Raw genomic sequence first — 20,145 nt, forward strand, 5'->3', positions numbered from 1 at the left:
AACAGACTATTGACAAAAGTTTTAGAGTAGTGTAATATGTTTTTTGTTAGCGACATAGCTAATATATAACAAAACTCAAAAAAGGAGGATAGAGATTTGAAAAATAATCTAAGAATTATTTTAGCAAAGCAACGCAAAAAGGTTTCGGACGTTCACGAAGCTACGGGTGTTTCTAAAACCACTTTGACAGCTTTGTACTATGAACGTACCAAAAACCCTGAAGCAGAAACTTTGCTGAAAATTGCTGATTATCTAGGAGTCACACTTGACGAACTACTAACACCAGAAGAGTAGAAAGGAGCTAAACAATGGAACTAGTTTACATGGACGGCAAGAAAGAGCCGTATACAACCCACGAAATAGTGGCAGAACATGCTGAAATAGAAATAAATTCAGTAAGAAAACTAATTGATAAGCACAAAGAAGATTTAGAAACCTTCGGGGTTTTGTCATTTGAAATCCATAAACCTGAAAAAGGATCATTAGGCGGACGGCCTAGAAAAATCTATCGCTTAAACGAACAGCAAGCGACTTTATTAGTGACTTATCTAGGGAATACCCGACCCGTTAGAAACTTCAAGACAAATCTAGTCAAAGCATTCTTTGAAATGCGGGATGAGCTATCTCAGTTTAAGCTGCAGCGTGCTTTAGAGAAGCCAAAGCGCAAGACTTTGCATGACAGTATAGAAAGCTGGAAAGAAGCTCCAAAACACGCGCATAGCACTATCACAAACCTTCTGCTAAAAGGCACTAGCGGCATGAATAAAAAGCAACTGATGGCAGCGCGTGGCGGTCTGACAGGTATCGATAGCCTGACCAGTACCGAGCTTGTCAGATACCAAGCCTTGGAAGATATGGCTATTGCTATGATTAACCTAGGCATGACCTATCAAGATATTAAGTCCATGGTCTTCAGACCAAAAGAAAACGCACCACAGGGCGCGTGAGAGCAACAAAAAAGGCTTACCGAGACCAATCAGCAAAGCCTTTCGCACTATCACTAAAACATAATAAACAAGCAGGCAAGCTGTTATTAAAAGGGTTTTAGTAAAGATTTATACCTAGATTATAGCATATCTAGGACACTTTGACCATACGGAGAGCGCCAACTCTTAAAACTGGTATCACTTCACGCTTTCAAACTTTGGCGACTCTGGGCGTGGGGAAATCATGTATAAGAAACAACCATTCAAAAAACTCTAAATACATAAAAATAGAGGTAAATGCCATGAAAAAACAAGACCAAAATCAAACAATTGCTCTGACAGTTAAGCAAATCAAAGAACAAGGCCGACGCACTACCGACATTATAACGAGAGTAGATACTCTAAAAGGATATGCTAACAGTCTTATGCTAGCCATGAACAGCGAGCCAGACAGAACTGTTCTATTGAGCTGCCTAAATAACTTTCTAAGCCAGGTATATGACCAGATGGATGTAATGCATCAGGAACTAGACGCTGTGGCATATCAGCTACTGGAATGTGACAATCCAGAAGAACTAAAAGCCTATCTGAGCGCGAAAGTATAAAAAAACACAAGGAGTTATCAAAATGAGCGAGCTACTAGGTGCAATTTTAACACTACTACTTTTCTTTCTAGCTGGCGTATGTGCTGAGCTGTTTCACTCCTGGGCTATTGCTTACAGACGCCGAGGATATATCACCAAACGGCAACTCAGAAAGATGGAAAAATGGCTTGAAACAATGGAGGGCAGAGGATGACGGATAAAACGAATGATATTCTAGTGGACTATGAAGGGCTTTGCGGACAGTTAAAGGACATTCTAGATGTCTTAGAGTTAGCTAGTGCAGAGGAAGGGCAGAGAACTTTTTCCCTGCTCCATACAGCTAACCACGCTCTAAAACAACTTATTTCAGAACATGACGCTCTAGCCGAGACATACCGGAAGGAGGTCAGCCATGACAGAGCTTGAAGAAAGAATTCTAAGACTTATACCAGTAGGGGCGGACGAGCCACGCGCAGGGCGGGATATAGCCAATGTGCTAGGGCTGGAGATGAGAGCCTTACGAGATCATATTCTCCGGCTTATCGTTCGCTATGGTATTCCCATTGTGGCCAAACGTGGGGCAAGTAACGGCTACTATATCCCTGCTAATGATACCGAACGCCTAGTAGGTATCCGAGAACTAAAGGCTCAGTACGACACAGAGGGAAAGCGTCTAGATGTGCTAATTAAAGCTGATCTAGAAAGCTACAAAGAGCTGCTGAAGGGAGCTGATCAGAATGTTTAGTCTCAGCAAAGAAAGTGAATATGAGCTAACTCATGGCGTTCTGGAGCTTGTGGAGAACTATCTAGAAGCGCGTGAGAAGACCAAACCACGCTTGACAGGGTTAATTTCAGCCCAGCAAGCCATGGACGAACTGGACATAAAATATAAGACACTGCAACGGTGGGAAAATGCAGGGCTAAGACGATACAAGCCACCGCTAGAGGACTCTAGAAAAGTGTATTACAGGGTTAGCGAACTTTTAAAATTTTTGGGGGTGGAAAATGGCAAGGTATAACATGCATCCCGCCCAAGGTGGCGGCAAGTATCATGATATGAAAATCTATAAGGATCGGCAGCCTAAACCTCTTACACACGAGGAACAAAAACGCTTAAAACGCCTGAAAAAGAAACGGAGAAAGGGGCGATAGGATGGCCATCTATGAAAGCCGAGGATTTGGATCACTAGTTCGGCCATATAAAGGCAAACTAGAGCCGTTTGAATATATCGTACAGTTTAAACCCATGGCAGTCCCAGAGGGTGCAGATATTGAGGAATACAAACGAACTGCAGCACCCTACTGCTTAAGTGGAAAAATAATTGCAGAAAAAAATGGCAGCTATCGCAGAAGTAATCAAAGTTTGGTTTATCGTGATTTGATTTTTCTTGATTATGATGAGATTAAGGGAACAACTGAGAGCTTCATAGGAGCTGTTTCTAACGCCTTGTTTGGCATCTCCTATATTTTGTACCCCACCATAAAACACACCACAGAAAACCCCCGTTATCGGCTTGTGGTGAAGCCTGACAACGTGATGAATGAGTCAACCTATAAGCAGGTAGTGAAGGAGATTGCTGACAGGATAGGGATCCCCTTTGACATGGCTAGTCTAACCTGGTCACAACTCCAAGGGCTACCAGTAACCACTGGAGAACCATCCGAATATCAGAAAATTGTCGAGCACGGTCTAGATTATCCAGTACCCAAGGTTGAACCAAGAGCGAAGCAAGAAACTACGGAGCGTTACAAGCCTAGAGCAAGTGGCCAGAGGTCAATGACTATGAGAATCATTGACACGCTTTTTAATGGCTTTGGAGACGAGGGAGGGCGTAACGTGGCAGTGACACGATTTGTAGGCTTACTCTTTAACAAGTGGGTTGATTGTGATCTAGAGACCGCCTACGAGCTTACAAAGATAGCCAATAGCGTGACGGCTGAACCTTTACCAATCGAGGAACTAGACCGTACTTTCAGCAGTATAGCACGGGCAGAATACAGAAAGAGAGGGTAGAACCATAGAACTAGAAGAATTGGAAAACCTAAAAAGTGAAATCTTAGAGGTTAGAGAGAAAGAGCAACCCCCTAGGACGATGAAGGAGCTTGAAAATCGTATCTTTCGGGCTGGTGAAGAATGGCGGGCAGAACATACTGAAACAAAGGTAAACGAGTCCACAGGGGACGTTACCGAGAAGGTAGCCATGCCCCAAACCTTCACCGTTGCTAAAATACTAAGCGATATTGTCACGTTTACTTTTATCAGTAAAAGCAACATAGCAGACTATAGCCTACTCTATATCTATGATTTAGACGAGGGTATCTATACCGCTAGTAATGACTTGTTTAACCTATTCTGTAAGACTTTTGACGTGAGAATTAAGCCTAGAGAGTGGCCACAGATTAAGTTAATGGTTAGGACATTGACCAAGATTAAGAAACCGCTGGAGAGTGCTAACCTTGTCCCCGTCAAGAATGGCATTATTGACCTAAGAACTAAGGAGCTACTAGCATTTAGCCCTGACTATGTCATTACAAGCAAGATCAGTACAGCCTACCACGCGCCTACACGAGTTCCGACCGATAGGGAAGGAAAGACATTTGACGATTGGTTAAACTCAATCGCTTGTAATGATACTGAACTGGTAACACTGTTTTGGCAGATTATCCTAGAGGCTATCAATCCTAACCACACCCGAAACAAGTTCGCAATCTTCTACGGGGACGGTAACAATGGTAAAGGGACATTTCAGCGCTTCCTTATCAATCTGATAGGAGAAAGCAATGTATCAGCATTGAAGCCCGCCCAGTTTGCTGAAAAGCATAACTTGGAAACGCTAGTAGGTAAAGTTTGCAATATTGGAGACGAAGCCCCAAACGAATACTTAAAAAATCCGTCTGATCTAATGAGTATCACTAGCGGGGACACCGTGCTAGTCAATCCAAAAGGGCGGCCAGCTTTTGAGGCTACTTTTAAGCTCTTTAATATTTTTTCGGGCAACTATATCCCCAACGGAGGCAACAAGACTAAAGGCTGGTATCGTCGAATTATGATCGTCCCTTTTAACGCTGACTTTAACGGGGAAAAGGAAAAGCCTCGGATAAAAAACGAGTTTTTAGCAAATAAGGACGTCCTAGAATATGCCTTATACAAAGCTATCAATCAAGAGCCATTTACTCACTTTATCGAACCTCAAGCAGTCAAAGACCTGTTAGAAGAATACCAAGAGGATAATGACTACTTACTTTCATGGGTTAAGCATGAATACATGGAAAAAGGTTGGCATGAGCTGGACGTAGTGCCTGTTTTTATAATGACCAGATCTCTGAAACATTATGCTGAAGATATGGGAATACCTAAGCCAAATGTTTACGGGGCAGGAAAAGAGACGATAAGACACTTACAACAGTTAACACCTAATAAGTATCAACTTAAAAAAGCTCGTGTTAGGATTGAAGATTTTGACAAACTAGATCCGTTGGAGTTTGAGAGACCGAAACTGGGGCGAGTAAATCACGCTATAACTAAAAAAGAATAATGTTGACCTTCTCATAATGCTCTAAACCATTGATACGACTGGGTTTTTACAAAATTTGTTGACCTTCTTGTTGACCTTGCTTTGAAGAAGGTCAACATCTTAAAGCCTTGATACTACTAATTTTATGTCCTTTATGTTGACCTTGTTACCTTCTTTTTAACTCTCTATATAGAGAAAAAAGCAGTATTTATATATAAGGGATAAGGACTTCAAAAGAAGGTCAACATGGTAACAAAACGACCTAAAGCCTTGTGGCAGTAAGGCTAAAGTATGTTACCTAGAAGGTAACAAAATCACTAAAGAAGGTAACAAATTGAAGAAAAGGAGCTAAAAAAATGAAAATCAAGATATTTTATCAGCAACAGAAGCAAAGCCTGCAGGAATTCGAAGCTCAAATCAATAACTTTATGGCAAGTGTTGAAGTTGTAGATGTAAAATGCACTGAAGCAACTGAGGGTGACGATGAGAATTTGAGTGCAACATTGGGGCTACTGGTCCTATATAAAGAATAAGGAGGAAGCCCATGACAGAACCAGCATACTTTAAACAGGCAGATCAGGAACTGGAGGAACTCAATCGCAAACGTGACGATTTTATGGCGGATGCAACACCAGTATGTCTTGCAGATACGCCTAAACTGATTGAACTAGGTGAGAAGCTCCGGATGGAAGACGCCAGCATAAACGCCTATGAATTATACAGACACCCTGAAGCGCGTGCAAAGTTATTCGCCCAAATCGCGGAAGCCTGCTTCTTGCTGATTGCAGATAGTTCACCAGTAACAGTGCAGCCAACACAAGCACAGCGGATCCATTTTTGCGAGTACCTAGAAGGGCAGTTCCAGAATATCATTAAAAAGTTGATTGCAAGCACAGATAAGCAAGCTCTGGAGTCTTTACTTGAAGCCCTGCAACTGCCCAAAGAAAAACAAGCTCAGTTTATCCGTAATGTGGTAGCAAGCGGCTTACTCAGTGAAGAATAGCAGCAAAGGAGCATTGCCTCTTTCTGTGGTTTCATTGCTACTGAACCCAATCAATTTGGGTTTTTCTATATAGGGGTATTTTTGAACGAATGGAAACTATAAAATCAATAGCCATAGAGACATTTATAAAGCCAATGAAAAACAAGAATATTAGTCATGGCATAGCTGAGTTGGACAGCAAAAAACTAGAAATAGACTTAGATAATTTATGGATCACCCTTGGCAAAGACTCCTTTGATTTAGCTAGCATACCAGGGACTAAGGGAGGCTATCGCTACTTCTTTCTATGTCCTATCTGCAGCAAGCGGTGCAGAATACTCTTTAAGCGACATATACTTTATGGTTGCGGATCATGCCAGAAAATACACAAGTCAACCCTAAACCGCAGTAAGACAGATTGCCAATACTATTGGGAGAGAGCACTGAGAGAGGCTAGAAAGGTAGAGCCGGGCTGGAGTCCTAAACGTGGCGGATATATGTTTGACGCTTTTCCTGAACGACCTAAGTATATGAAACGCGCAAGGTATTATAAGCACTACCAAAAATTCCTGAACTATACTAGAAAAGGTGACAGTCTTTGGATGAATGGTTTGGGTAGATTGAGGTAGCTTCTCGGCAACTAAACGGAATAGCTAAAGTTCTAAAAAATACCAGATTTTGGGTTATGCTGCGCGTGCTCGAACCTCGAGCGAACATAGAGAAATAGCAAAATATCCCCTGTCATTTATCAAGCAGAGAAGGAACAAATAACTTGCCTTATCTGTTTACAACATGCTCTCTGGTTCTTAAAAGTTCCTACATATTCCACCAGCCGTTGAAAATACAAAAAGCCAAGGCGCTCCGCCTCAGCTTGATCAATTCATGCTTCAAAGATGAAGTTATAGAGTTGAACAACCTTCTGAAAGCTCGGTGTGTCCATGGTGGTGATTTTTTGCGCCTGGCGTTCTCGAAAGTCGAAGGTGTAGAGCTGGAGCGGATTCACTGAGCCGTCTACCTCAGAGGATAGAACAGGAACCAGCAAGCCTAGCTTTTCTAGTTTCTTCTGGCCATGCGTAACAGGGCAGACGGCAACGAAGCCAGTGCGTTCTGAGTATTCCTTACGAGATACCACCACGGCAGGGCGGCGCTTCTGTATCTCACGCCCAACAGATGGATCAAAGTCTATCCAGATGATATCCTGCTTTTCTGGGATATAGTTAGATTTCGCTGTCAAGTAGTTTCACCCCTTCAAAGTCATTTTCCATACGGAGGTCAGCCACTTCAGCGAATGGATCTGCAATCTTTGGAGCTAGGACGATCACATTATCAGCGCCCTTGTAAACGACCATTTCTTGACCTTCCGGGACATCTAGCGCCTTGGGAATGGTCACAGTCAGAGAGTTCCCAACTTTACGGGTTTTTACTGTATTCATTTCTTTTCTCCTTTGTTTGTATATATCTAGTATATACAAAAACAGAGAGAATAGCAAGCAAAAAGCCAGCCTTGCGACTGACTCCTTGGTATAGATTTGATAGATTTATTATACCACAAGAGGAGGCTAAGGCATGACACCAGAGCAAGTAAAAGTAAAGTTAGAAGGTATTAGATGGTTAGATAAAGAGATTCAGAGTTTGCAGTTAGAACTTCAGTATTTAGATCAAGGTTTATTTAAAAAATCAACTCTGACACAAACCAAAGTCCAGACTAGTAGAGTGAACAATACAGAGAATGAACTTGTCTATGTTTTGAAGTTGAAAGAAGATATACAAAACAGACTCTCCAATCTAATCAATGAACGTTTAGAAACTTCTAAACTCATTGACAAGCTGGGCGATCCTCTTGAAAGGTCAGTATTGCGGATGTTCTATGTCAATCACTTGGAAATATGGAATATCGAAGACAAGATAGAAAAGTCAAAAACTACAATTTACAGGATAAAGAGTTCAGGAATAAAGAATCTTGCTAAGCTTACGAGTGATGGAGCTTCTAAACTTACTTAGCAAAGCAGCTTCTTCCGCTGCTTGCCTTTTGGCCAAATGCCTCAGGCTATCACGTATACTGTTCAACATTCGGAAACTACCCCCTGTTTTTTTGAACGGGGCTATATTGTTTCAGTTTTAAAGGACGCGGCCTTTTCCGTGCGAAAAATTCCCTTTTTGAAAATTTTAAAGCAGAAAGAAATGCGGTATTATTAGGCTTTTAAGTTGATTTTTTAACTATAAGGCTACCCATTGACTAAGGATATTTATAAAAACAACCTAGTACTAACAAGTTCTTACACATTCCACCAGTTATCGTGAGGACGAAGCTACGCATGATCGAGCCGAGAGTGAACCAAGAAAGATTTTCATTTTTTAATTGAACAAGGAGCGAACAAAGAGGACTGCAAATATCGAGAGTAATAAAAGATTAATAATATCAAAGGCAGGGGCTATGGGCCTACCCTCTACTCTTTACAGCCTTCACACCAGCACTATACATTTTTTCACGGGACAATTAAGAAAAGGAGTGTACTTTTTACGGCCGATATGGACATAAGGATAAGAATAATTCTTCACAGATTTAGATTAAGAGGAAATATGATATAATCAAGATATAAAGGATAGAGGTTGAAAAGTATCCGCCTCCAACGCGCCACTTAGCTAGTGGGTCGAGAAATGCGGGCGACATTCGGCGGTCCCGCCTATCCTTCCTTATAGCCAAGCCCTTAGAAACAAATCTGAGGGCTTTTGTGAGGCTGAAACCTTAAACGAGGCAATTTATAACGCCAGTGAGGTGCTATAAGTTCCTACAATTATGTTTGAAAATAAAGGCAAAGAATTACAGGTATAACATCGTAAAGCACACGCTTCGTGGTATAATATACCTATCAGCAATCAGAAACTAAAGTATGGAAAAGTATGTACATATTTCGTCAGAAAACAAAAAAGCACCTTGTGGGGTGCTAGTTTCTTGCCTGCTGAACTCATCAAATTTCACGCCCTTTTTGAGGGCTTTTTTTGTTCACCTTTTTGTGGACTCCTGAAGAATATCAAAGATGAACTAATATTGGTATTCTTGCTGTAAACCGCTATAAACCACTGTAAAGAGACACTAAAGAATATATAAAATCATGGTTTTTCTAAATTTCTTCAAATGTCATGTTTTTCTCCTTTTGTTTATTTATACTCTTATCAAAATTTGCTATTAGCAGTCATAGGTAAGTTAAAGCTTCTTCTCCATTTCCAAAAAGAGATGAATATCGCCATTGCTTTCCTGCGGAATGCGCCTCACCACTTCAAAGCCCATGTTGAGATAAAGCTGCTGGGCTCTTTGGTTAAAATCAGCTGCAGACAGTGCTAGCTTCTTGACTGAGAACTGACCGCTGACAAAATCCAAAATCTCCTCTAAAAATGCAGCGCCTTGACCTTTTCCACAGTGCTCCGGCTTCATCCCCAAACCAAGCTCCAAACTTCGCTCTCCTTTCTGCTCCAAGCAGAAAAATCCATAGAGTTTCCCATCGCGCATAACTTGATAATAACGGTCTCCACGCGCTTCTTGGGAGACTATTTCTTCATAATCCTCCAGGTCATTTTTCATATCATAAAAATCATAAGGTGCCTCGTAATGCCAGTCGTTAGCAATTTCTAAAGCATGCTGCTGGCTTAGTGGTTCAATCATCAGCTAGTCCTCTTTTCTTTAAAATTCCCAATAAAATCGTTTTTGGTCTGCTTTTTCGCTGCAGCCGAGGTTGCGATAAAATTCATGGGCTGCGGAGCGGGAAATGCCTGAATTAATCCGAATTCCTGTGTAGCCTGCTGCTTTTCCCTCTTCACGCAAAGCTTGCATCAGAGCTCTGCCATGTCCCTGCCCTTGAAAATCCTGAGCGACGGCCAAAGCCAAGAGATTGAGCAAGGACGAGAAATAGAGACAGTCGTAGCTAGCCGCATGAGCGTAGCCTATGACCTGACCGTCTTCTTCAACTACCAAAATCAAATGCTGGTCATTCTCTAGCAGCCTCTTCAGTTGAGCCTCCGTCGCTTCCCTATCGAAGTCATAGCCCAGGCACTCAGCATTGAGCCGCTGAATGGCTGCAGCATCTCTTAGTTTTACTTTACGAATCATTTGTCACCTCGTTCTTCTCTTTATTATAGCAGAAAAGCAGTCTCTTTGACTGCTTTCAATAAACTATTCTACCATCTGTCCCTTCAACTAAGACTCCGCCTCTTCTAAAGGCTGGTCTGTTAGATCATCGGGCTGGATTGCCTCATTTTCAAGAGCTTATTTCCATCTTTCACTATTGGAAAATGCAATCATTAAACCAGAACCAGCTAGAACCGCTAAAATGACAAGGCAGATATTTTTCAGGGGATAGAGCCAGTCTTTATTTTCCTCATGCCATCTTGACTTCCAAAGGCCAACATAGTCAGCGCTCATATGTTCGGGTTGATTCAGCTGGATATTGATTACAATGGCTAGTAAGATAAGGGCAAGCAAAGCAAGCGCAAACAGCCAAACTTTCTTCTTTTTCGTTAGGTTAAAACTCTTCATTCTTTTCTCCTTCTACGTTCTGTTCAGAACAACTTTTTTACACTATTTTTCTTTCACTTCTATTTCTGAATGGCGGTAGCCATAGCCAAAGTAAATCAAAATTCCTAAAAGTAGAGCGATGCCAAAGGCCAACCAAGTGTCCCACGTGTACTGAGTCATAAAGGAAAGGCAGATGATAATAGATAAAATCGGAGTTAGAGGCACTAGCGGAGTTTTGAATTCTCCAGCTTTAGGCTGTCCCTTTTCCTTACGCAACTTCAAAATGGCAAAGGCCAGCATAATCAGATAAGTCAAGGTACAGATATTGAGGAAAGAGGCGATGCTAGCAAGAGGAAAGATACCCGCACAAATAGCTGAGGCAATCCCCACTAAGATAGTAGCATTTTGAGGAACGCGGCTAGTAGCAGTTAATTCCTTGAAAGACCGCGGTAAAAGTCCGTCGCGCGCTATACTGTAAATCATCCGAGACAAGGCATAGGTCATGGAGATGCAGACAGTGATCAGGGTCAAAATCGCTACGATAGAAACATAATTGGCCGCCCAATCCAACCCAATACTGCGAAGTGAGAAAGCTACTGCATCTGGAACATTTAGCTTGGTATAGTGGACCAAGCCTGTCAAGACCAAGGTTACTAAGATATAGAGGATGGTCACAATCCCAAGGGAAAGGACAATGCCGCGCGGCACATTTTTTTGAGGCTCTTTGATCTCATCCACAGACATAGAAATCGACTCAAAGCCCAGAAAAGCAAAGAACATCAGAGAAGCTCCAGCCATAATCCCTGTCTGACCGCCATAAATCTGACCAAAACCAAAAGGCGCAAAGTTAGACCAATTCTCAGGTCGAAGATGGAAAAGCCCAACGAGAATAAAGAGAGTCAAGGCTGAGAATTTGAGGACGACCAAGGCTGAGTTAAAGCGCAAGGCTGCTTTTGAGTTTAAAAGTACCACGCCTGTCACAAAGACCAAAACCAGAATAGGCAACAAATCCACATAAGTTCCTGCTTTTGGATTGAATGTGCCATTCAAGGCTGTCGGTAGCTGGATATGAAAGCCGCTCAAAAGCCCTTTCAAGTAAGAGCCCCAGCCAGAAGCCACACCTGATATAGCTGTCATAAATTCCATAATGGTCAGCCAACCAGCCAGCCAAGCCGGAAATTCCCCTAAAACAGCGTAAATATAGCTGTAAGCTCCGCCATTAGCCGGAACTCGAGAGGCAAACTCCGCATAAAATAGGGCAGAGATGCTGACACATAGGGCAGAAATCACGATCGACACAATCAGAGCTGGACCAGCATAAGTCGCCGCCCCAATTCCTGTAACCGTGAAAATCCCTGTACCAACCATGGCACCGATCCCTAAAAGAATCAAATCCATCAGTTTCAGGTGCCGCCGCATTCCCGTCCTATTTTTACTGGCATCTTTTTTTCGAAAAATATTCATAAAATCCCCCTCCAAAGCATAGATGGTTTATTATATCATAGATTATTGGATTTACCAAAGTCTCTTTTAAAATGCCACTTTATCGTTTGGCACAGAAATGCAAAATAAGAAGCTGGGAAATCCCAACTTCTTACATAGAGACAATTTTACGATAACTGCGAGAAGTAATCATGAAGACGATCACATAGCTGATAAAGAAGATTGCACAGACACCCAGTGTCACAGCCAGCATGAGAGCTGAGTTAAGAACACCAAGAGCAGACAAGATCAAGCTCAGCATATGATAGGCAAAGGTCAGATGGATAAAGGCAAAGGCCAGCGGCAGGAAGAAAACAATCAAGATCTGTTTCTGAATGGTTTGTCTGATTTGCTTCTCATCCAGACCGACCTTTTGTAGAATCACAAAGCGATCCCGATCCTCGTACCCTTCTGAAATCTGCTTGTAGTAGATGATGAGGATGGTTCCCAGCATAAAGACGATTGATAGGAAGATTCCGATGAAGAACATGCCACCCAGCATGCCTTTGATTTCTTGCTTATCAAAAGCTGTTACCGAACCATATACCGCTTGATTCTCAGGCAAGGTCTGATTAAACTGCTGCAATTTTTCTTGATAAGCATCCCTCAGATTACGCTGTTCTTCCGTTGACAGCTTTGTATCAAGCCAGCCATAATAATTAAGGTTTACAGCATATTTATCTGTCATTGCAGAGAATATTTGGTCAGGGTTTTTAAGAACCATATAGATTTTCTCTGGGACGATCATGTTCATCTGATCGGGTAAATGACCAAAGATAAAGTCTTCTTTGAGTTCTTCTTTTATTTTAAAGGTCTGACCAGCCAGCTGCAAGTCTTGCTTGGGATCCAGTTTCACTCCTTGCTGATAAAGTGCCACTTCATCATCCCCAAGATTCAGAGTTTTCCCCGTCATACTCTGATAATCCGCTTCTGAAATAGCCAAAATATACGTTTTCGGTGTGACAAATTTTTGAGCAGCAGCATTGATATCGAGCTGGTTGCCAGCACGGCTCGTCACTCCCATCGTATAGTATGGATAGACACCTTTCTTAGTGACTGGCAACTGCTGCTCATTCACAAACTCTGTCAGCACTTGGTCCATCTGCTCACCTGTGGTTCCTTTTCCTTGAATGCTAAAGTCATGAGGAAACATAGCCTTTTGCATGTAGTCACCACCAGCATAAATATTAGCCCCGCCAGATAAGGTCACCAAGACCATGGTTGATAGGATGGCAATTGTTGCCAGACCCACCGCGTTTTTCTTCATACGGAAAATCAAGTTGGAAACGGAAATCATGTTATTGGGTTGGTAATAATAGGACTTCCTCTTTTTCAAAAATTGTAGAAAGACTGTAATTCCAGCATTAAAGAGCAAATAGGTTCCCAGAATCACAAAGAGCACTGCGACAAAGAAGGTAAAGACTGCTGACAAGGGATTGGTTACTCCTAGTGCAAGGAAGTAGCCGTATGCCAAGGCAGCAAGTCCAAGTAGCGTTTGTAGGAATAAAAAGCGACTTTTCTTTTCTCCACTATTCTTCTCTTTGACCAATTGCAGCGCATCAAGCTTTCTCAAGCGCAAACCATTGCTAATCATCAAGCAGAAAAAGACAAAGGCATAGAAAACAGCAACCGCGATAACTACAGCAGGCTGAAAAGTTGACACCAATACGACCTTTATCGACATGATTTTCAGCAAGAGAGCATAGATCAACTGGTCAAACAAGAGTCCAATCCCTAGTCCAAGGATAAGGGTGACCAGACCAAATACCAGTAATTCAATTACCACCATGACAAAGAGGTGGAATTTATTGAGCCCTAGCACACTGTAGAGACCCAGCTCTTTGGAGCGATTCTTGAAAACAAAGCTATTAGCATAAAAGACGATAATGCTGGTCGTGATGCTGACAATCACCATCCCAAAAGATAGCACCATAGAAACGGCGCTTGCCCCCGTCATTTTTACTAGGTTGGGATTAAAAGTCAGGGAGAAAAAGATGTAGGAGATGGCGATAGCCAGACAAGTCGCCAGAGCGAAAGGATAATAAAGCTTACGATTTTTGATTAAGTTAGAAAGCGCAAGCTTACTAGTTAATCTAAGCATGAGCTTCTACCTCACTTGCCATAACAGTCAGAGTATCGGAAATCTCTTGGAACATCTGCCGCTCGGTCTTGTTGCCACGGAAGATTTGATTGTAGAGAATCCCGTCCTTGATAAAGAGCACCCGCTTGGCGCGGCTAGCCGCTGAAGTCGAGTGAGTTACCATGAGAATGGTCTGGCCGCGATCATTGATGTCGTCAAAGACATCCAAGAGAGCCGCCGAAGACTTAGAATCCAGCGCTCCTGTTGGCTCATCCGCCAACAAGATCTCAGGCTCAGTGATAATAGCGCGGGCTACCGCCACCCGCTGCTTTTGACCACCAGAAATTTCATATGGAAACTTCTCTTGGAGTTTATTTATCCCCAGCTCATTGCAGGTTGTGACCAGCTTTTGCATCATCTCGGTAATGGGACGACGAGAGAGAACCAGGGGCAGCAGGATATTATCCTTAACCGACAGAGTGTCCAGCAGATTGAAGTCCTGAAAGACAAAGCCTAATTTCTCCCGACGGAAACTGGAAGCCTGGCTGTTTTTGATGGTTGCCGTGTCAGTTCCGTTGAGAAAGACGCGGCCCTCAGTTGGCTTGTCCAGCATGGCTAGGATGTTGAGCAGGGTGGATTTCCCAGAGCCTGACTCCCCCATGATGGCAACATATTCGCCTTTTTCTACCGTAAAGTGAATGTCTTTCAGTGCCTCTACTTGGCTGCCCTGAAAGCGGGTTTTATAAATCTTTTTCACGTGCTGTACATCTAATAATGTCATACTTGAACCTCTTTTTTTATTTATGTGTAAAATGGTTATTTAGCTTAGCTTCCGATGCTTTATTAGCTGGCTCTGCTCCAAGATTACCTGAGCCACTGCCTCCTACTGAAAGCAAACTAAAAACGATACTATTATCATACCGAAAAGCCCGATAAGTTTCCATAAGCTAATCTTTCATTTTGGACTCGAATCTTACATTTTTATCACTTAGCGATTTTCCAGTTATGGAAATACCTGACTTCCATTAGAGGGAAAGGGCTGTATGATTTGGGCTGCTTTCCCAGTTTGCCTCTTTAAACTTTCAGTTACATTTGAACAAAAAGGCGGTAGGACTGGGAAAAAAGGCCTAGCCTCTCAATTGTCTTTGGATTGTCGAGCAAGACGCAGTGGTTGAGTGGGCTCTACTACGCTGATTTCATCAGCTTTTACAGCCCTACTCAACTGTGCGGAGGTGGGACGACGAAATCGAATTCTAACAAATTACCGATTTCTGTCCCACTCTCCAGCCCCTTCACTGCATCTGCTTCTTAATGACTATATTGTAGCCAGAAATAATACTGGCTTGATGCACAGCCCAGTCTAGTTTTTTCGATTTCTTCCTTAGAAATCTTTTGCGCCATTTGCGTTTTTTGTTTATGGTTGAAGAGATTTGTTTTCATAGTGGGCCTCCTTTTATTTGGATATTATTTTTGATTTGTTTTTCCTTACACCTATATGATATAAAATTCCCCGTCCCGCTACCATCGAATAACCTTTCATTTTAAGCTTTAAACTTACATTTTTGTCATCTTAAAAGGATGAGTCATTATCACCCATCCTTTCCTAGAGATTTATCATACAAATAATCCGTACTTATAGTTTAGCCAAGTATTCCTGCACAAGTTTGATGTCCGCTTCCTTACCACCTCTGTCAATATCGCAGATGTGCGGCAGCCCATATTTTTCGATAATCAAAGCTGTTGCCCCGCAAAAGGTCCGTCCATGCTTAACAGAATCTCCATTATTGACAAAACCTTTAATCAGATCGTGATGTTTCTTAATAAAGCGCTTAGTGGACCAAGGAATTTTCCCAGCCCCTGCATTTCGAGTAATGAGAATACAGGGTTCTTCCAACTTTTCCTTGATGCTTTGTGTCGGATAGCCCAGCGATTCTGCAAATCGCTTCCCGACTCCCGTTACTGAATCATAAACTATAATCATTTCCTCTCCCTACTTTCTCAAAAGAAGTATTGCCAAAAAACCAGCAAAGCCTATAACAGCCACATCCGCTATCAGTTGTAAGAGAATTTCCAAATCAGGCATACTGTGAATATAGAGCAAGATACTGATCACCGTCAAGGCCAAAACCACCAACTTGATAGCTGCCGCCACGCCTGGTATCACAAGCAATCCAACCAAGATACAAATAAGACCACCAATCAGAAAAGACTGAAAGCCCAAACTTAGGCCAAAGCCAAATTCCACCCCACCATAACCAAGGGTCAAAAGACCAATCACAACTAGACAAAACCCCAAAATAGGCTTTCCACTCAACAACATTCCACCTTGTTTCATCATTATTTCCTCACTTTCTCATTTGAATGAATATATTTTAATATTCATTCACTCCTTCTCAAAAAAATTTTTTCCAATTCACTTCCACTTAAGACTCTATCTCACACAAATCCACCTCCTTTATCGAATGAATATTCTTAGAAATTCATTCACATTATCTTCCAATAAAAGGAAATTCTTATTTAGCAAAAATTCCCTTTAAAAAATATTTCACCAAGGTCTCGATACTCTCAAAATAGCCTGGAAAATCCTGCTCTGTCACATGCATGTCAATGTAGTAGATCAAATCATAAGCCTTCATGATTTGGGCGACTTCCTCCTGTGAAAAGCCCTTCTCTTGCAAGCGCTGGCTGAAAGTCTGAATCAGAAACTGATGAAAGGCATTGGCCGCGCGACCAGCATCCTGATTATAGTAGTCGTGCAAGATTTGAGAAATCCCCGGCTTGCTCCACTCAGCCAAAATTTTATTAGGCGAAATCAACTCAAAAGTGACTGCAAAAAGCTGTTCAACGACTGCCTCTGGCTCACCCTGCCAATCCACGCGCTGCATGGTTTCCTCACGTATGCGGTTATTCTCCGCTACATAAACCTCTAAAAAAATAGCTTCCTTGGACTCATAATACTTATAAAAGGAGCCAACTGCCATACGGGCACGCTTGGTAATATCAGAAATATTCGTCTTTTTATAGCCTTTCTCAGCAAACACCTGCCTAGCCTCAGCCAATAATTCAGCTTTTTTGTCCATGACCTTCTCCTTTTATGAATGAATTAAATTTTCTATTCATTCAAATTATAACACTTTAAAAATCTTTGTCAAGAAAAGCGGAAATCGTACTTTAAAAGGAAGACGGCAGTTTGATATAATAGCTCCTTTGTTAAACAAAAAAACAAACAAGTTCTTGATAAAACTTGCTTGCATCTTGGATACATTAGTGTTTTCTACGATTTTTCAAGGCCTCGTTGATTTTCTTGGTTTTGATCATCGAATCAACGGAGATAAGAAACCAAACCAAGAGGTAAATCAAAACAAAGTTTAGCCAGAAGAACCAGCCGAAAAGCATGGTCCCCCAGCCGTTGCAGATCACAGCTAGACAAACGATGGTCGCTGTCACTACAAAGTGGCAGAAAAGTAGGAAAGGAAATGGAAAGCGATCTGTCGCATCAAAGATATAGCTTGCTACTCCAATCAAGGCGCTGACAAGGAGGACACTGAGAATAGAGCTAGGAGTCAACAAAAATGTTTTTCCTGAGAACAGGCCTACCAGCAGAAAGACCAAGCTACCTGTTCTCAGACCATCCTGCATACCGATAAGAATTTTTTTAAAGGTCATAATTTTTCTCCTAAATTCCCAAATAGTCCATAAGCAGCTTGACATAGCGGCGACTGACATCGGTTTTGAGCTGATTGGTCAGCTTAGCAGTCATATTACCCGAAAAGCTATCCGACAAGGATTCCAGATGATCGATGTTAATGACTGCATGCCGCGACACCTGAATGAAATTGCGACTATTGAGACGATTTTGAAAACGAGTCAACGTTTCTGTCGTTGTGTAAATGCCCTCGGTACTGTAAATCATCAGGGTTGTCTGATTGATATCAGCCAGGATAATGTCTTCCGTCTTGAGCATGACCAGCTTATCATCCGATTTAATAGGCAGGACACCACTTGGACCAGCCTTATAGTGTTCCAGATAGTCTAGGACGGTCTTGGCCTCGCCAGCCAACTGATCCGCTTTCACGACGACCAGCGGGTCTTGGGAGGAAATCTGAGCATCTTCTTCAAATCTTGTCTGCAAACCTAGGCCTCCTACTTTCTTTACTTGAAGCTCATCCGTCGATTCAGCAGCCAATTTTGACCTAGCCAGAACAGAGCTGCTACCGTGAGCACTACTCCAACTATATAGTATGTTTCTTGGCTTGTCAAGAGCTTTTGCCATTCGATACGGATACCTAAGAGCTTCTCAAATTCTTGCTGGAGCTGACCCTGGACCTCAAAAACTTCAGTCAGAGAATCCTTCATCAGGACTTGTCTGAAGAGGGAAGCCATGTAGGTTGAGGGAGTCAGTTTCATGAGATTTTGAGCAAGGCTGGGCAGAGTCCCAATCGGAATATAGGTTCCCACTAGAAAACCAGAGGCGGCACCGATGACCGTTGCGTATTGCCCCAAGGAATTCACCGATTTGAAACAAGGAACAACTAGCGCATTGAGGAGACTTGCCAGCAAGCTATTGAGCATCATGAGGCCGACCAGCTGGGGAAGAAGCCCCCAGTCAAAGGAAATCTTGTCTGCTAGAATAAAGTAGGTCAGCATGACAGCAAACATGAAGACTTGCATGACAAAACCAATCACAAGGGCACTGATTAAGTAGCTAAACCGCAAGCCCCATTGCCCTAAATCTGTGATAAAGAGGTCAGCGGTCACCTTTCTTTCTCGGTCTTCAGTTTGTTGTGAAAAAGCTGATAGGGTGGTTGTCAAGGCGGTGACCGCCAGCGTTCCGCTAATCAACCAAAAGTCGAGCAGTTCCGCCGCATGGCTACTGTCTGACCAAGAGCCTTTTATGTTGTTCTTTAGGAAAACCAGATATAAAACAAAGGGAATAATGGCTCCAAAGAGAGATAGGATCACCCCACTATGATTGCGAAAATAAAGTAAAAAGTTTCGTTTGATCAACATTAACATTTAACGTACCTCTCTTCCTGTCAGAGCCATAAAGGCATCATCCATCGTCCCTGGTTGGAATTCAAATTGTTCAATATAGGAGCCAAGCTGGCTCAGCAACATCAGCGCTTCTTGGGTCGTCTCTGGATAAAAGAAAAACTCATTCTCCTTGCCTTGCTCCCATTCGCAGCTAGTCGACAAAACAGCCTTCAAGCCCTCTGAATCTGGGGTCAGAATCCGCAAAACATTGCGGGCATAGCGCTCCTTGATCTGGTCAGCAGAGCCTTGCGCAATGACTTGACCATGATCTACGATATAAATCTTATCTGCGTCGTCAGCTTCATTTAGATAGTGGGTGGTCAGGACTACGGTCATCTTTTCTTTCTGCTGCAGGTCTTTAAGCAGCTTCCAGATACTTTCTCTAGTCTGGATATCCAAGCCTGTCGTCGGCTCATCTAGAAAAAGTAGGTCAGGGCTATTGAGCAGCGCACGGGCAATGTCCACCCGTCGCTTTTGTCCACCAGAAAGGGTCCCGTAGCGTTGTTTTGCAAAGCTAGCCAGTCCTAGTTGCTCGATCAATTGCTCAATCTTACCAGTTTCGACCTGCTTGTACTGCTTGGCACGGATTCGCAGATTTTCAACTACTGTCAAATTGGCATCTAGCACACTGTTTTGAAAAACTACGCCCAGCTTGGTTTGCTCAGCATAAATGATTTGTCCTGATGTTGGCTGCAAAAGTCCAATCAACATCTGAATCGTTGTCGACTTGCCTGCTCCATTTGGCCCTAAAATGGCTGTGAAACTGCCTGACTCAATTTCTAAATTCAGGCCATTTACTGCTACCTTGTCTCCATAAACTTTGGTCAGATTTTTTACTTGGACTAACATGATCTTTTCTCCTGTCTTAACTTCTGAGACTATGATAGCAAGTCTTTTTTAAAAAATCTCGGCTTTTTGGACAAGCGGTAAAATGAGGGAGATGAGTGGTTGAAAAAAATATATGAAATTCCAAGTTTATTTGGGAAAGATATTATGCTATAATAACGATAATAAATAGTTATCACTAGGAGA

General features: G+C 42.3%; 29 protein-coding genes and 1 pseudogene. 13 read left to right on the forward strand and 17 right to left on the reverse strand.

All coding sequences use genetic code 11. The features are described 5' to 3' along the window. Positions 1–96: 96 nt before the first annotated feature. The 12 genes from ACWPVL_RS03000 to ACWPVL_RS03055 all read left to right on the forward strand — a co-directional run bounded on the left by ACWPVL_RS03000 (position 97) and on the right by ACWPVL_RS03055 (position 6,636). Complete coding sequence (locus ACWPVL_RS03000; RefSeq protein ID WP_454386756.1) at positions 97–294, forward strand: helix-turn-helix domain-containing protein; 198 nt, start codon at positions 97–99, stop codon at positions 292–294. A gap of 14 nt (positions 295–308) precedes the next feature. After that, complete coding sequence (locus ACWPVL_RS03005; RefSeq protein ID WP_454386758.1) at positions 309–947, forward strand: Rha family transcriptional regulator; 639 nt, start codon at positions 309–311, stop codon at positions 945–947. Positions 948–1,228: 281 nt separating this feature from the next. After that, positions 1,229–1,531, forward strand: coding sequence for a hypothetical protein (locus ACWPVL_RS03010; RefSeq protein WP_454386760.1), 303 nt, complete (start codon positions 1,229–1,231; stop codon positions 1,529–1,531). 189 nt (positions 1,532–1,720) lie between these two features. Beyond that, a complete protein-coding gene (locus ACWPVL_RS03015) occupies positions 1,721–1,936 on the forward strand; it encodes a hypothetical protein (RefSeq protein ID WP_454386762.1) in 216 nt (71 codons plus the stop codon). Continuing rightward, positions 1,923–2,255: a DNA-binding protein gene (locus ACWPVL_RS03020; protein WP_239191566.1), complete on the forward strand. Its 333-nt coding sequence runs from the start codon at positions 1,923–1,925 to the stop codon at positions 2,253–2,255. The genes ACWPVL_RS03015 and ACWPVL_RS03020 overlap by 14 nt, the downstream gene beginning before the upstream one ends. Then, positions 2,248–2,529 (forward strand): XRE family transcriptional regulator, encoded by a 282-nt coding sequence (locus ACWPVL_RS03025; protein WP_239191568.1) that lies wholly within the window; start codon positions 2,248–2,250, stop codon positions 2,527–2,529. Before ACWPVL_RS03020 ends, ACWPVL_RS03025 begins: the two co-directional genes overlap by 8 nt. Continuing rightward, the gene (locus tag ACWPVL_RS03030) at positions 2,516–2,662 is read left to right on the forward strand and encodes a hypothetical protein (RefSeq protein ID WP_454386765.1); all 147 of its coding nucleotides are present in this window, start codon (positions 2,516–2,518) and stop codon (positions 2,660–2,662) included. The genes ACWPVL_RS03025 and ACWPVL_RS03030 overlap by 14 nt, the downstream gene beginning before the upstream one ends. A gap of 1 nt (position 2,663) precedes the next feature. Further along, positions 2,664–3,524: a primase alpha helix C-terminal domain-containing protein gene (locus ACWPVL_RS03035; RefSeq protein WP_454386766.1), complete on the forward strand. Its 861-nt coding sequence runs from the start codon at positions 2,664–2,666 to the stop codon at positions 3,522–3,524. A gap of 19 nt (positions 3,525–3,543) precedes the next feature. Beyond that, the gene (locus ACWPVL_RS03040) at positions 3,544–5,046 is read left to right on the forward strand and encodes a DNA primase family protein (RefSeq protein WP_454386767.1); all 1,503 of its coding nucleotides are present in this window, start codon (positions 3,544–3,546) and stop codon (positions 5,044–5,046) included. Positions 5,047–5,381: 335 nt separating this feature from the next. After that, complete coding sequence (locus ACWPVL_RS03045) at positions 5,382–5,558, forward strand: hypothetical protein (RefSeq protein ID WP_187423344.1); 177 nt, start codon at positions 5,382–5,384, stop codon at positions 5,556–5,558. Positions 5,559–5,569: 11 nt separating this feature from the next. Continuing rightward, positions 5,570–6,028 carry a hypothetical protein gene (locus tag ACWPVL_RS03050; protein WP_454386769.1) on the forward strand — a complete coding sequence of 153 codons (459 nt, stop codon included), beginning with the start codon at positions 5,570–5,572 and terminating at the stop codon, positions 6,026–6,028. 98 nt (positions 6,029–6,126) lie between these two features. Continuing rightward, positions 6,127–6,636: a hypothetical protein gene (locus ACWPVL_RS03055; protein WP_454386832.1), complete on the forward strand. Its 510-nt coding sequence runs from the start codon at positions 6,127–6,129 to the stop codon at positions 6,634–6,636. Positions 6,637–6,887: 251 nt separating this feature from the next. On the opposite strand, the gene ACWPVL_RS03060 is transcribed toward ACWPVL_RS03055, so the two are convergent. Both ACWPVL_RS03060 and mazE read right to left on the reverse strand, forming a co-directional pair. Beyond that, entirely contained in the window at positions 6,888–7,241 is a 354-nt protein-coding gene (locus ACWPVL_RS03060) for a type II toxin-antitoxin system PemK/MazF family toxin (protein ID WP_062198914.1), read from the reverse strand. Further along, complete coding sequence (gene mazE / locus ACWPVL_RS03065; RefSeq protein WP_239191583.1) at positions 7,225–7,440, reverse strand: type II toxin-antitoxin system PemI/MazE family antitoxin; 216 nt, start codon at positions 7,438–7,440, stop codon at positions 7,225–7,227. Before mazE ends, ACWPVL_RS03060 begins: the two co-directional genes overlap by 17 nt. Before the next feature lie 133 nt (positions 7,441–7,573). On the opposite strand from mazE, the gene ACWPVL_RS03070 reads away from it, so the two are divergent. Next, a complete protein-coding gene (locus tag ACWPVL_RS03070) occupies positions 7,574–8,008 on the forward strand; it encodes a DUF1492 domain-containing protein (RefSeq protein WP_454386772.1) in 435 nt (144 codons plus the stop codon). A gap of 1,204 nt (positions 8,009–9,212) precedes the next feature. Here the strand turns inward: ACWPVL_RS03070 and ACWPVL_RS03075 are convergent. The 15 genes and pseudogenes from ACWPVL_RS03075 to ACWPVL_RS03145 form a co-directional block, all read right to left on the reverse strand. Continuing rightward, a complete protein-coding gene (locus ACWPVL_RS03075) occupies positions 9,213–9,668 on the reverse strand; it encodes a GNAT family N-acetyltransferase (RefSeq protein WP_454386774.1) in 456 nt (151 codons plus the stop codon). Between the two features lie 18 nt (positions 9,669–9,686). Further along, positions 9,687–10,112: an N-acetyltransferase family protein gene (locus tag ACWPVL_RS03080; protein WP_454386776.1), complete on the reverse strand. Its 426-nt coding sequence runs from the start codon at positions 10,110–10,112 to the stop codon at positions 9,687–9,689. Between the two features lie 156 nt (positions 10,113–10,268). Further along, the gene (locus tag ACWPVL_RS03085) at positions 10,269–10,538 is read right to left on the reverse strand and encodes a hypothetical protein (RefSeq protein ID WP_454386778.1); all 270 of its coding nucleotides are present in this window, start codon (positions 10,536–10,538) and stop codon (positions 10,269–10,271) included. 42 nt (positions 10,539–10,580) lie between these two features. Next, complete coding sequence (locus ACWPVL_RS03090; RefSeq protein WP_454386780.1) at positions 10,581–11,981, reverse strand: amino acid permease; 1,401 nt, start codon at positions 11,979–11,981, stop codon at positions 10,581–10,583. 130 nt (positions 11,982–12,111) lie between these two features. Further along, positions 12,112–14,100 (reverse strand): FtsX-like permease family protein, encoded by a 1,989-nt coding sequence (locus ACWPVL_RS03095; RefSeq protein WP_454386782.1) that lies wholly within the window; start codon positions 14,098–14,100, stop codon positions 12,112–12,114. After that, the gene (locus tag ACWPVL_RS03100) at positions 14,093–14,860 is read right to left on the reverse strand and encodes an ABC transporter ATP-binding protein (RefSeq protein WP_005590953.1); all 768 of its coding nucleotides are present in this window, start codon (positions 14,858–14,860) and stop codon (positions 14,093–14,095) included. The genes ACWPVL_RS03095 and ACWPVL_RS03100 overlap by 8 nt, the downstream gene beginning before the upstream one ends. Positions 14,861–15,387: 527 nt before the next feature. After that, positions 15,388–15,519 carry a hypothetical protein gene (locus ACWPVL_RS03105; protein WP_005590956.1) on the reverse strand — a complete coding sequence of 44 codons (132 nt, stop codon included), beginning with the start codon at positions 15,517–15,519 and terminating at the stop codon, positions 15,388–15,390. 193 nt (positions 15,520–15,712) lie between these two features. Further along, a complete protein-coding gene (locus tag ACWPVL_RS03110) occupies positions 15,713–16,060 on the reverse strand; it encodes a class Ib ribonucleoside-diphosphate reductase assembly flavoprotein NrdI (RefSeq protein ID WP_454386785.1) in 348 nt (115 codons plus the stop codon). 9 nt (positions 16,061–16,069) lie between these two features. Continuing rightward, positions 16,070–16,417, reverse strand: a complete 348-nt coding sequence (locus ACWPVL_RS03115; RefSeq protein WP_454386787.1) for a hypothetical protein — start codon at positions 16,415–16,417, stop codon at positions 16,070–16,072. Between the two features lie 175 nt (positions 16,418–16,592). Beyond that, positions 16,593–17,159: a TetR/AcrR family transcriptional regulator gene (locus ACWPVL_RS03120; protein WP_454386789.1), complete on the reverse strand. Its 567-nt coding sequence runs from the start codon at positions 17,157–17,159 to the stop codon at positions 16,593–16,595. 184 nt (positions 17,160–17,343) lie between these two features. After that, on the reverse strand, positions 17,344–17,745 hold the full coding sequence (locus tag ACWPVL_RS03125) for a DUF3021 domain-containing protein (RefSeq protein WP_048766511.1): 402 nt from the start codon (positions 17,743–17,745) through the stop codon (positions 17,344–17,346). A 10-nt stretch (positions 17,746–17,755) separates the two neighbouring features. Beyond that, positions 17,756–18,211, reverse strand: coding sequence for a LytTR family DNA-binding domain-containing protein (locus ACWPVL_RS03130; protein ID WP_125390197.1), 456 nt, complete (start codon positions 18,209–18,211; stop codon positions 17,756–17,758). A 20-nt stretch (positions 18,212–18,231) separates the two neighbouring features. Continuing rightward, positions 18,232–19,095, reverse strand: a complete 864-nt coding sequence (locus tag ACWPVL_RS03135) for an ABC transporter permease (protein ID WP_048791831.1) — start codon at positions 19,093–19,095, stop codon at positions 18,232–18,234. Beyond that, positions 19,096–19,317, reverse strand: coding sequence for a hypothetical protein (locus ACWPVL_RS03140; protein WP_454386834.1), 222 nt, complete (start codon positions 19,315–19,317; stop codon positions 19,096–19,098). Beyond that, positions 19,314–19,962, reverse strand: a pseudogene (locus ACWPVL_RS03145) (ABC transporter ATP-binding protein); the annotation flags it as partial. The pseudogene ACWPVL_RS03145 and the gene ACWPVL_RS03140, both read right to left, overlap by 4 nt. Between the last annotated feature and the right edge of the window lie 183 nt (positions 19,963–20,145).

The sequence above is a fragment of the Streptococcus sp. Marseille-Q8145 genome, from assembly GCF_965112035.1.

What these genes read in the sequence shown, in the direction of transcription:
- ACWPVL_RS03070 (WP_454386772.1), top strand. Translation starts at nt 7,574, where the DNA reads ATGACACCAGAGCAAGTAAAAGTAAAGTTAGAAGGTATTAGATGGTTA.
- ACWPVL_RS03120 (WP_454386789.1), bottom strand. Translation starts at nt 17,159, where the DNA reads ATGGACAAAAAAGCTGAATTATTGGCTGAGGCTAGGCAGGTGTTTGCT.
- ACWPVL_RS03125 (WP_048766511.1), bottom strand. Translation starts at nt 17,745, where the DNA reads ATGACCTTTAAAAAAATTCTTATCGGTATGCAGGATGGTCTGAGAACA.
- ACWPVL_RS03090 (WP_454386780.1), bottom strand. Translation starts at nt 11,981, where the DNA reads ATGAATATTTTTCGAAAAAAAGATGCCAGTAAAAATAGGACGGGAATG.
- ACWPVL_RS03025 (WP_239191568.1), top strand. Translation starts at nt 2,248, where the DNA reads ATGTTTAGTCTCAGCAAAGAAAGTGAATATGAGCTAACTCATGGCGTT.
- ACWPVL_RS03080 (WP_454386776.1), bottom strand. Translation starts at nt 10,112, where the DNA reads ATGATTCGTAAAGTAAAACTAAGAGATGCTGCAGCCATTCAGCGGCTC.
- ACWPVL_RS03105 (WP_005590956.1), bottom strand. Translation starts at nt 15,519, where the DNA reads ATGAAAACAAATCTCTTCAACCATAAACAAAAAACGCAAATGGCGCAA.
- mazE (WP_239191583.1), bottom strand. Translation starts at nt 7,440, where the DNA reads ATGAATACAGTAAAAACCCGTAAAGTTGGGAACTCTCTGACTGTGACC.
- ACWPVL_RS03075 (WP_454386774.1), bottom strand. Translation starts at nt 9,668, where the DNA reads ATGATTGAACCACTAAGCCAGCAGCATGCTTTAGAAATTGCTAACGAC.
- ACWPVL_RS03100 (WP_005590953.1), bottom strand. Translation starts at nt 14,860, where the DNA reads ATGACATTATTAGATGTACAGCACGTGAAAAAGATTTATAAAACCCGC.
- ACWPVL_RS03010 (WP_454386760.1), top strand. Translation starts at nt 1,229, where the DNA reads ATGAAAAAACAAGACCAAAATCAAACAATTGCTCTGACAGTTAAGCAA.
- ACWPVL_RS03045 (WP_187423344.1), top strand. Translation starts at nt 5,382, where the DNA reads ATGAAAATCAAGATATTTTATCAGCAACAGAAGCAAAGCCTGCAGGAA.
- ACWPVL_RS03115 (WP_454386787.1), bottom strand. Translation starts at nt 16,417, where the DNA reads ATGATGAAACAAGGTGGAATGTTGTTGAGTGGAAAGCCTATTTTGGGG.
- ACWPVL_RS03095 (WP_454386782.1), bottom strand. Translation starts at nt 14,100, where the DNA reads ATGCTTAGATTAACTAGTAAGCTTGCGCTTTCTAACTTAATCAAAAAT.
- ACWPVL_RS03030 (WP_454386765.1), top strand. Translation starts at nt 2,516, where the DNA reads ATGGCAAGGTATAACATGCATCCCGCCCAAGGTGGCGGCAAGTATCAT.
- ACWPVL_RS03050 (WP_454386769.1), top strand. Translation starts at nt 5,570, where the DNA reads ATGACAGAACCAGCATACTTTAAACAGGCAGATCAGGAACTGGAGGAA.
- ACWPVL_RS03020 (WP_239191566.1), top strand. Translation starts at nt 1,923, where the DNA reads ATGACAGAGCTTGAAGAAAGAATTCTAAGACTTATACCAGTAGGGGCG.
- ACWPVL_RS03035 (WP_454386766.1), top strand. Translation starts at nt 2,664, where the DNA reads ATGGCCATCTATGAAAGCCGAGGATTTGGATCACTAGTTCGGCCATAT.
- ACWPVL_RS03110 (WP_454386785.1), bottom strand. Translation starts at nt 16,060, where the DNA reads ATGATTATAGTTTATGATTCAGTAACGGGAGTCGGGAAGCGATTTGCA.
- ACWPVL_RS03135 (WP_048791831.1), bottom strand. Translation starts at nt 19,095, where the DNA reads ATGTTAATGTTGATCAAACGAAACTTTTTACTTTATTTTCGCAATCAT.
- ACWPVL_RS03015 (WP_454386762.1), top strand. Translation starts at nt 1,721, where the DNA reads ATGACGGATAAAACGAATGATATTCTAGTGGACTATGAAGGGCTTTGC.
- ACWPVL_RS03085 (WP_454386778.1), bottom strand. Translation starts at nt 10,538, where the DNA reads ATGAAGAGTTTTAACCTAACGAAAAAGAAGAAAGTTTGGCTGTTTGCG.
- ACWPVL_RS03005 (WP_454386758.1), top strand. Translation starts at nt 309, where the DNA reads ATGGAACTAGTTTACATGGACGGCAAGAAAGAGCCGTATACAACCCAC.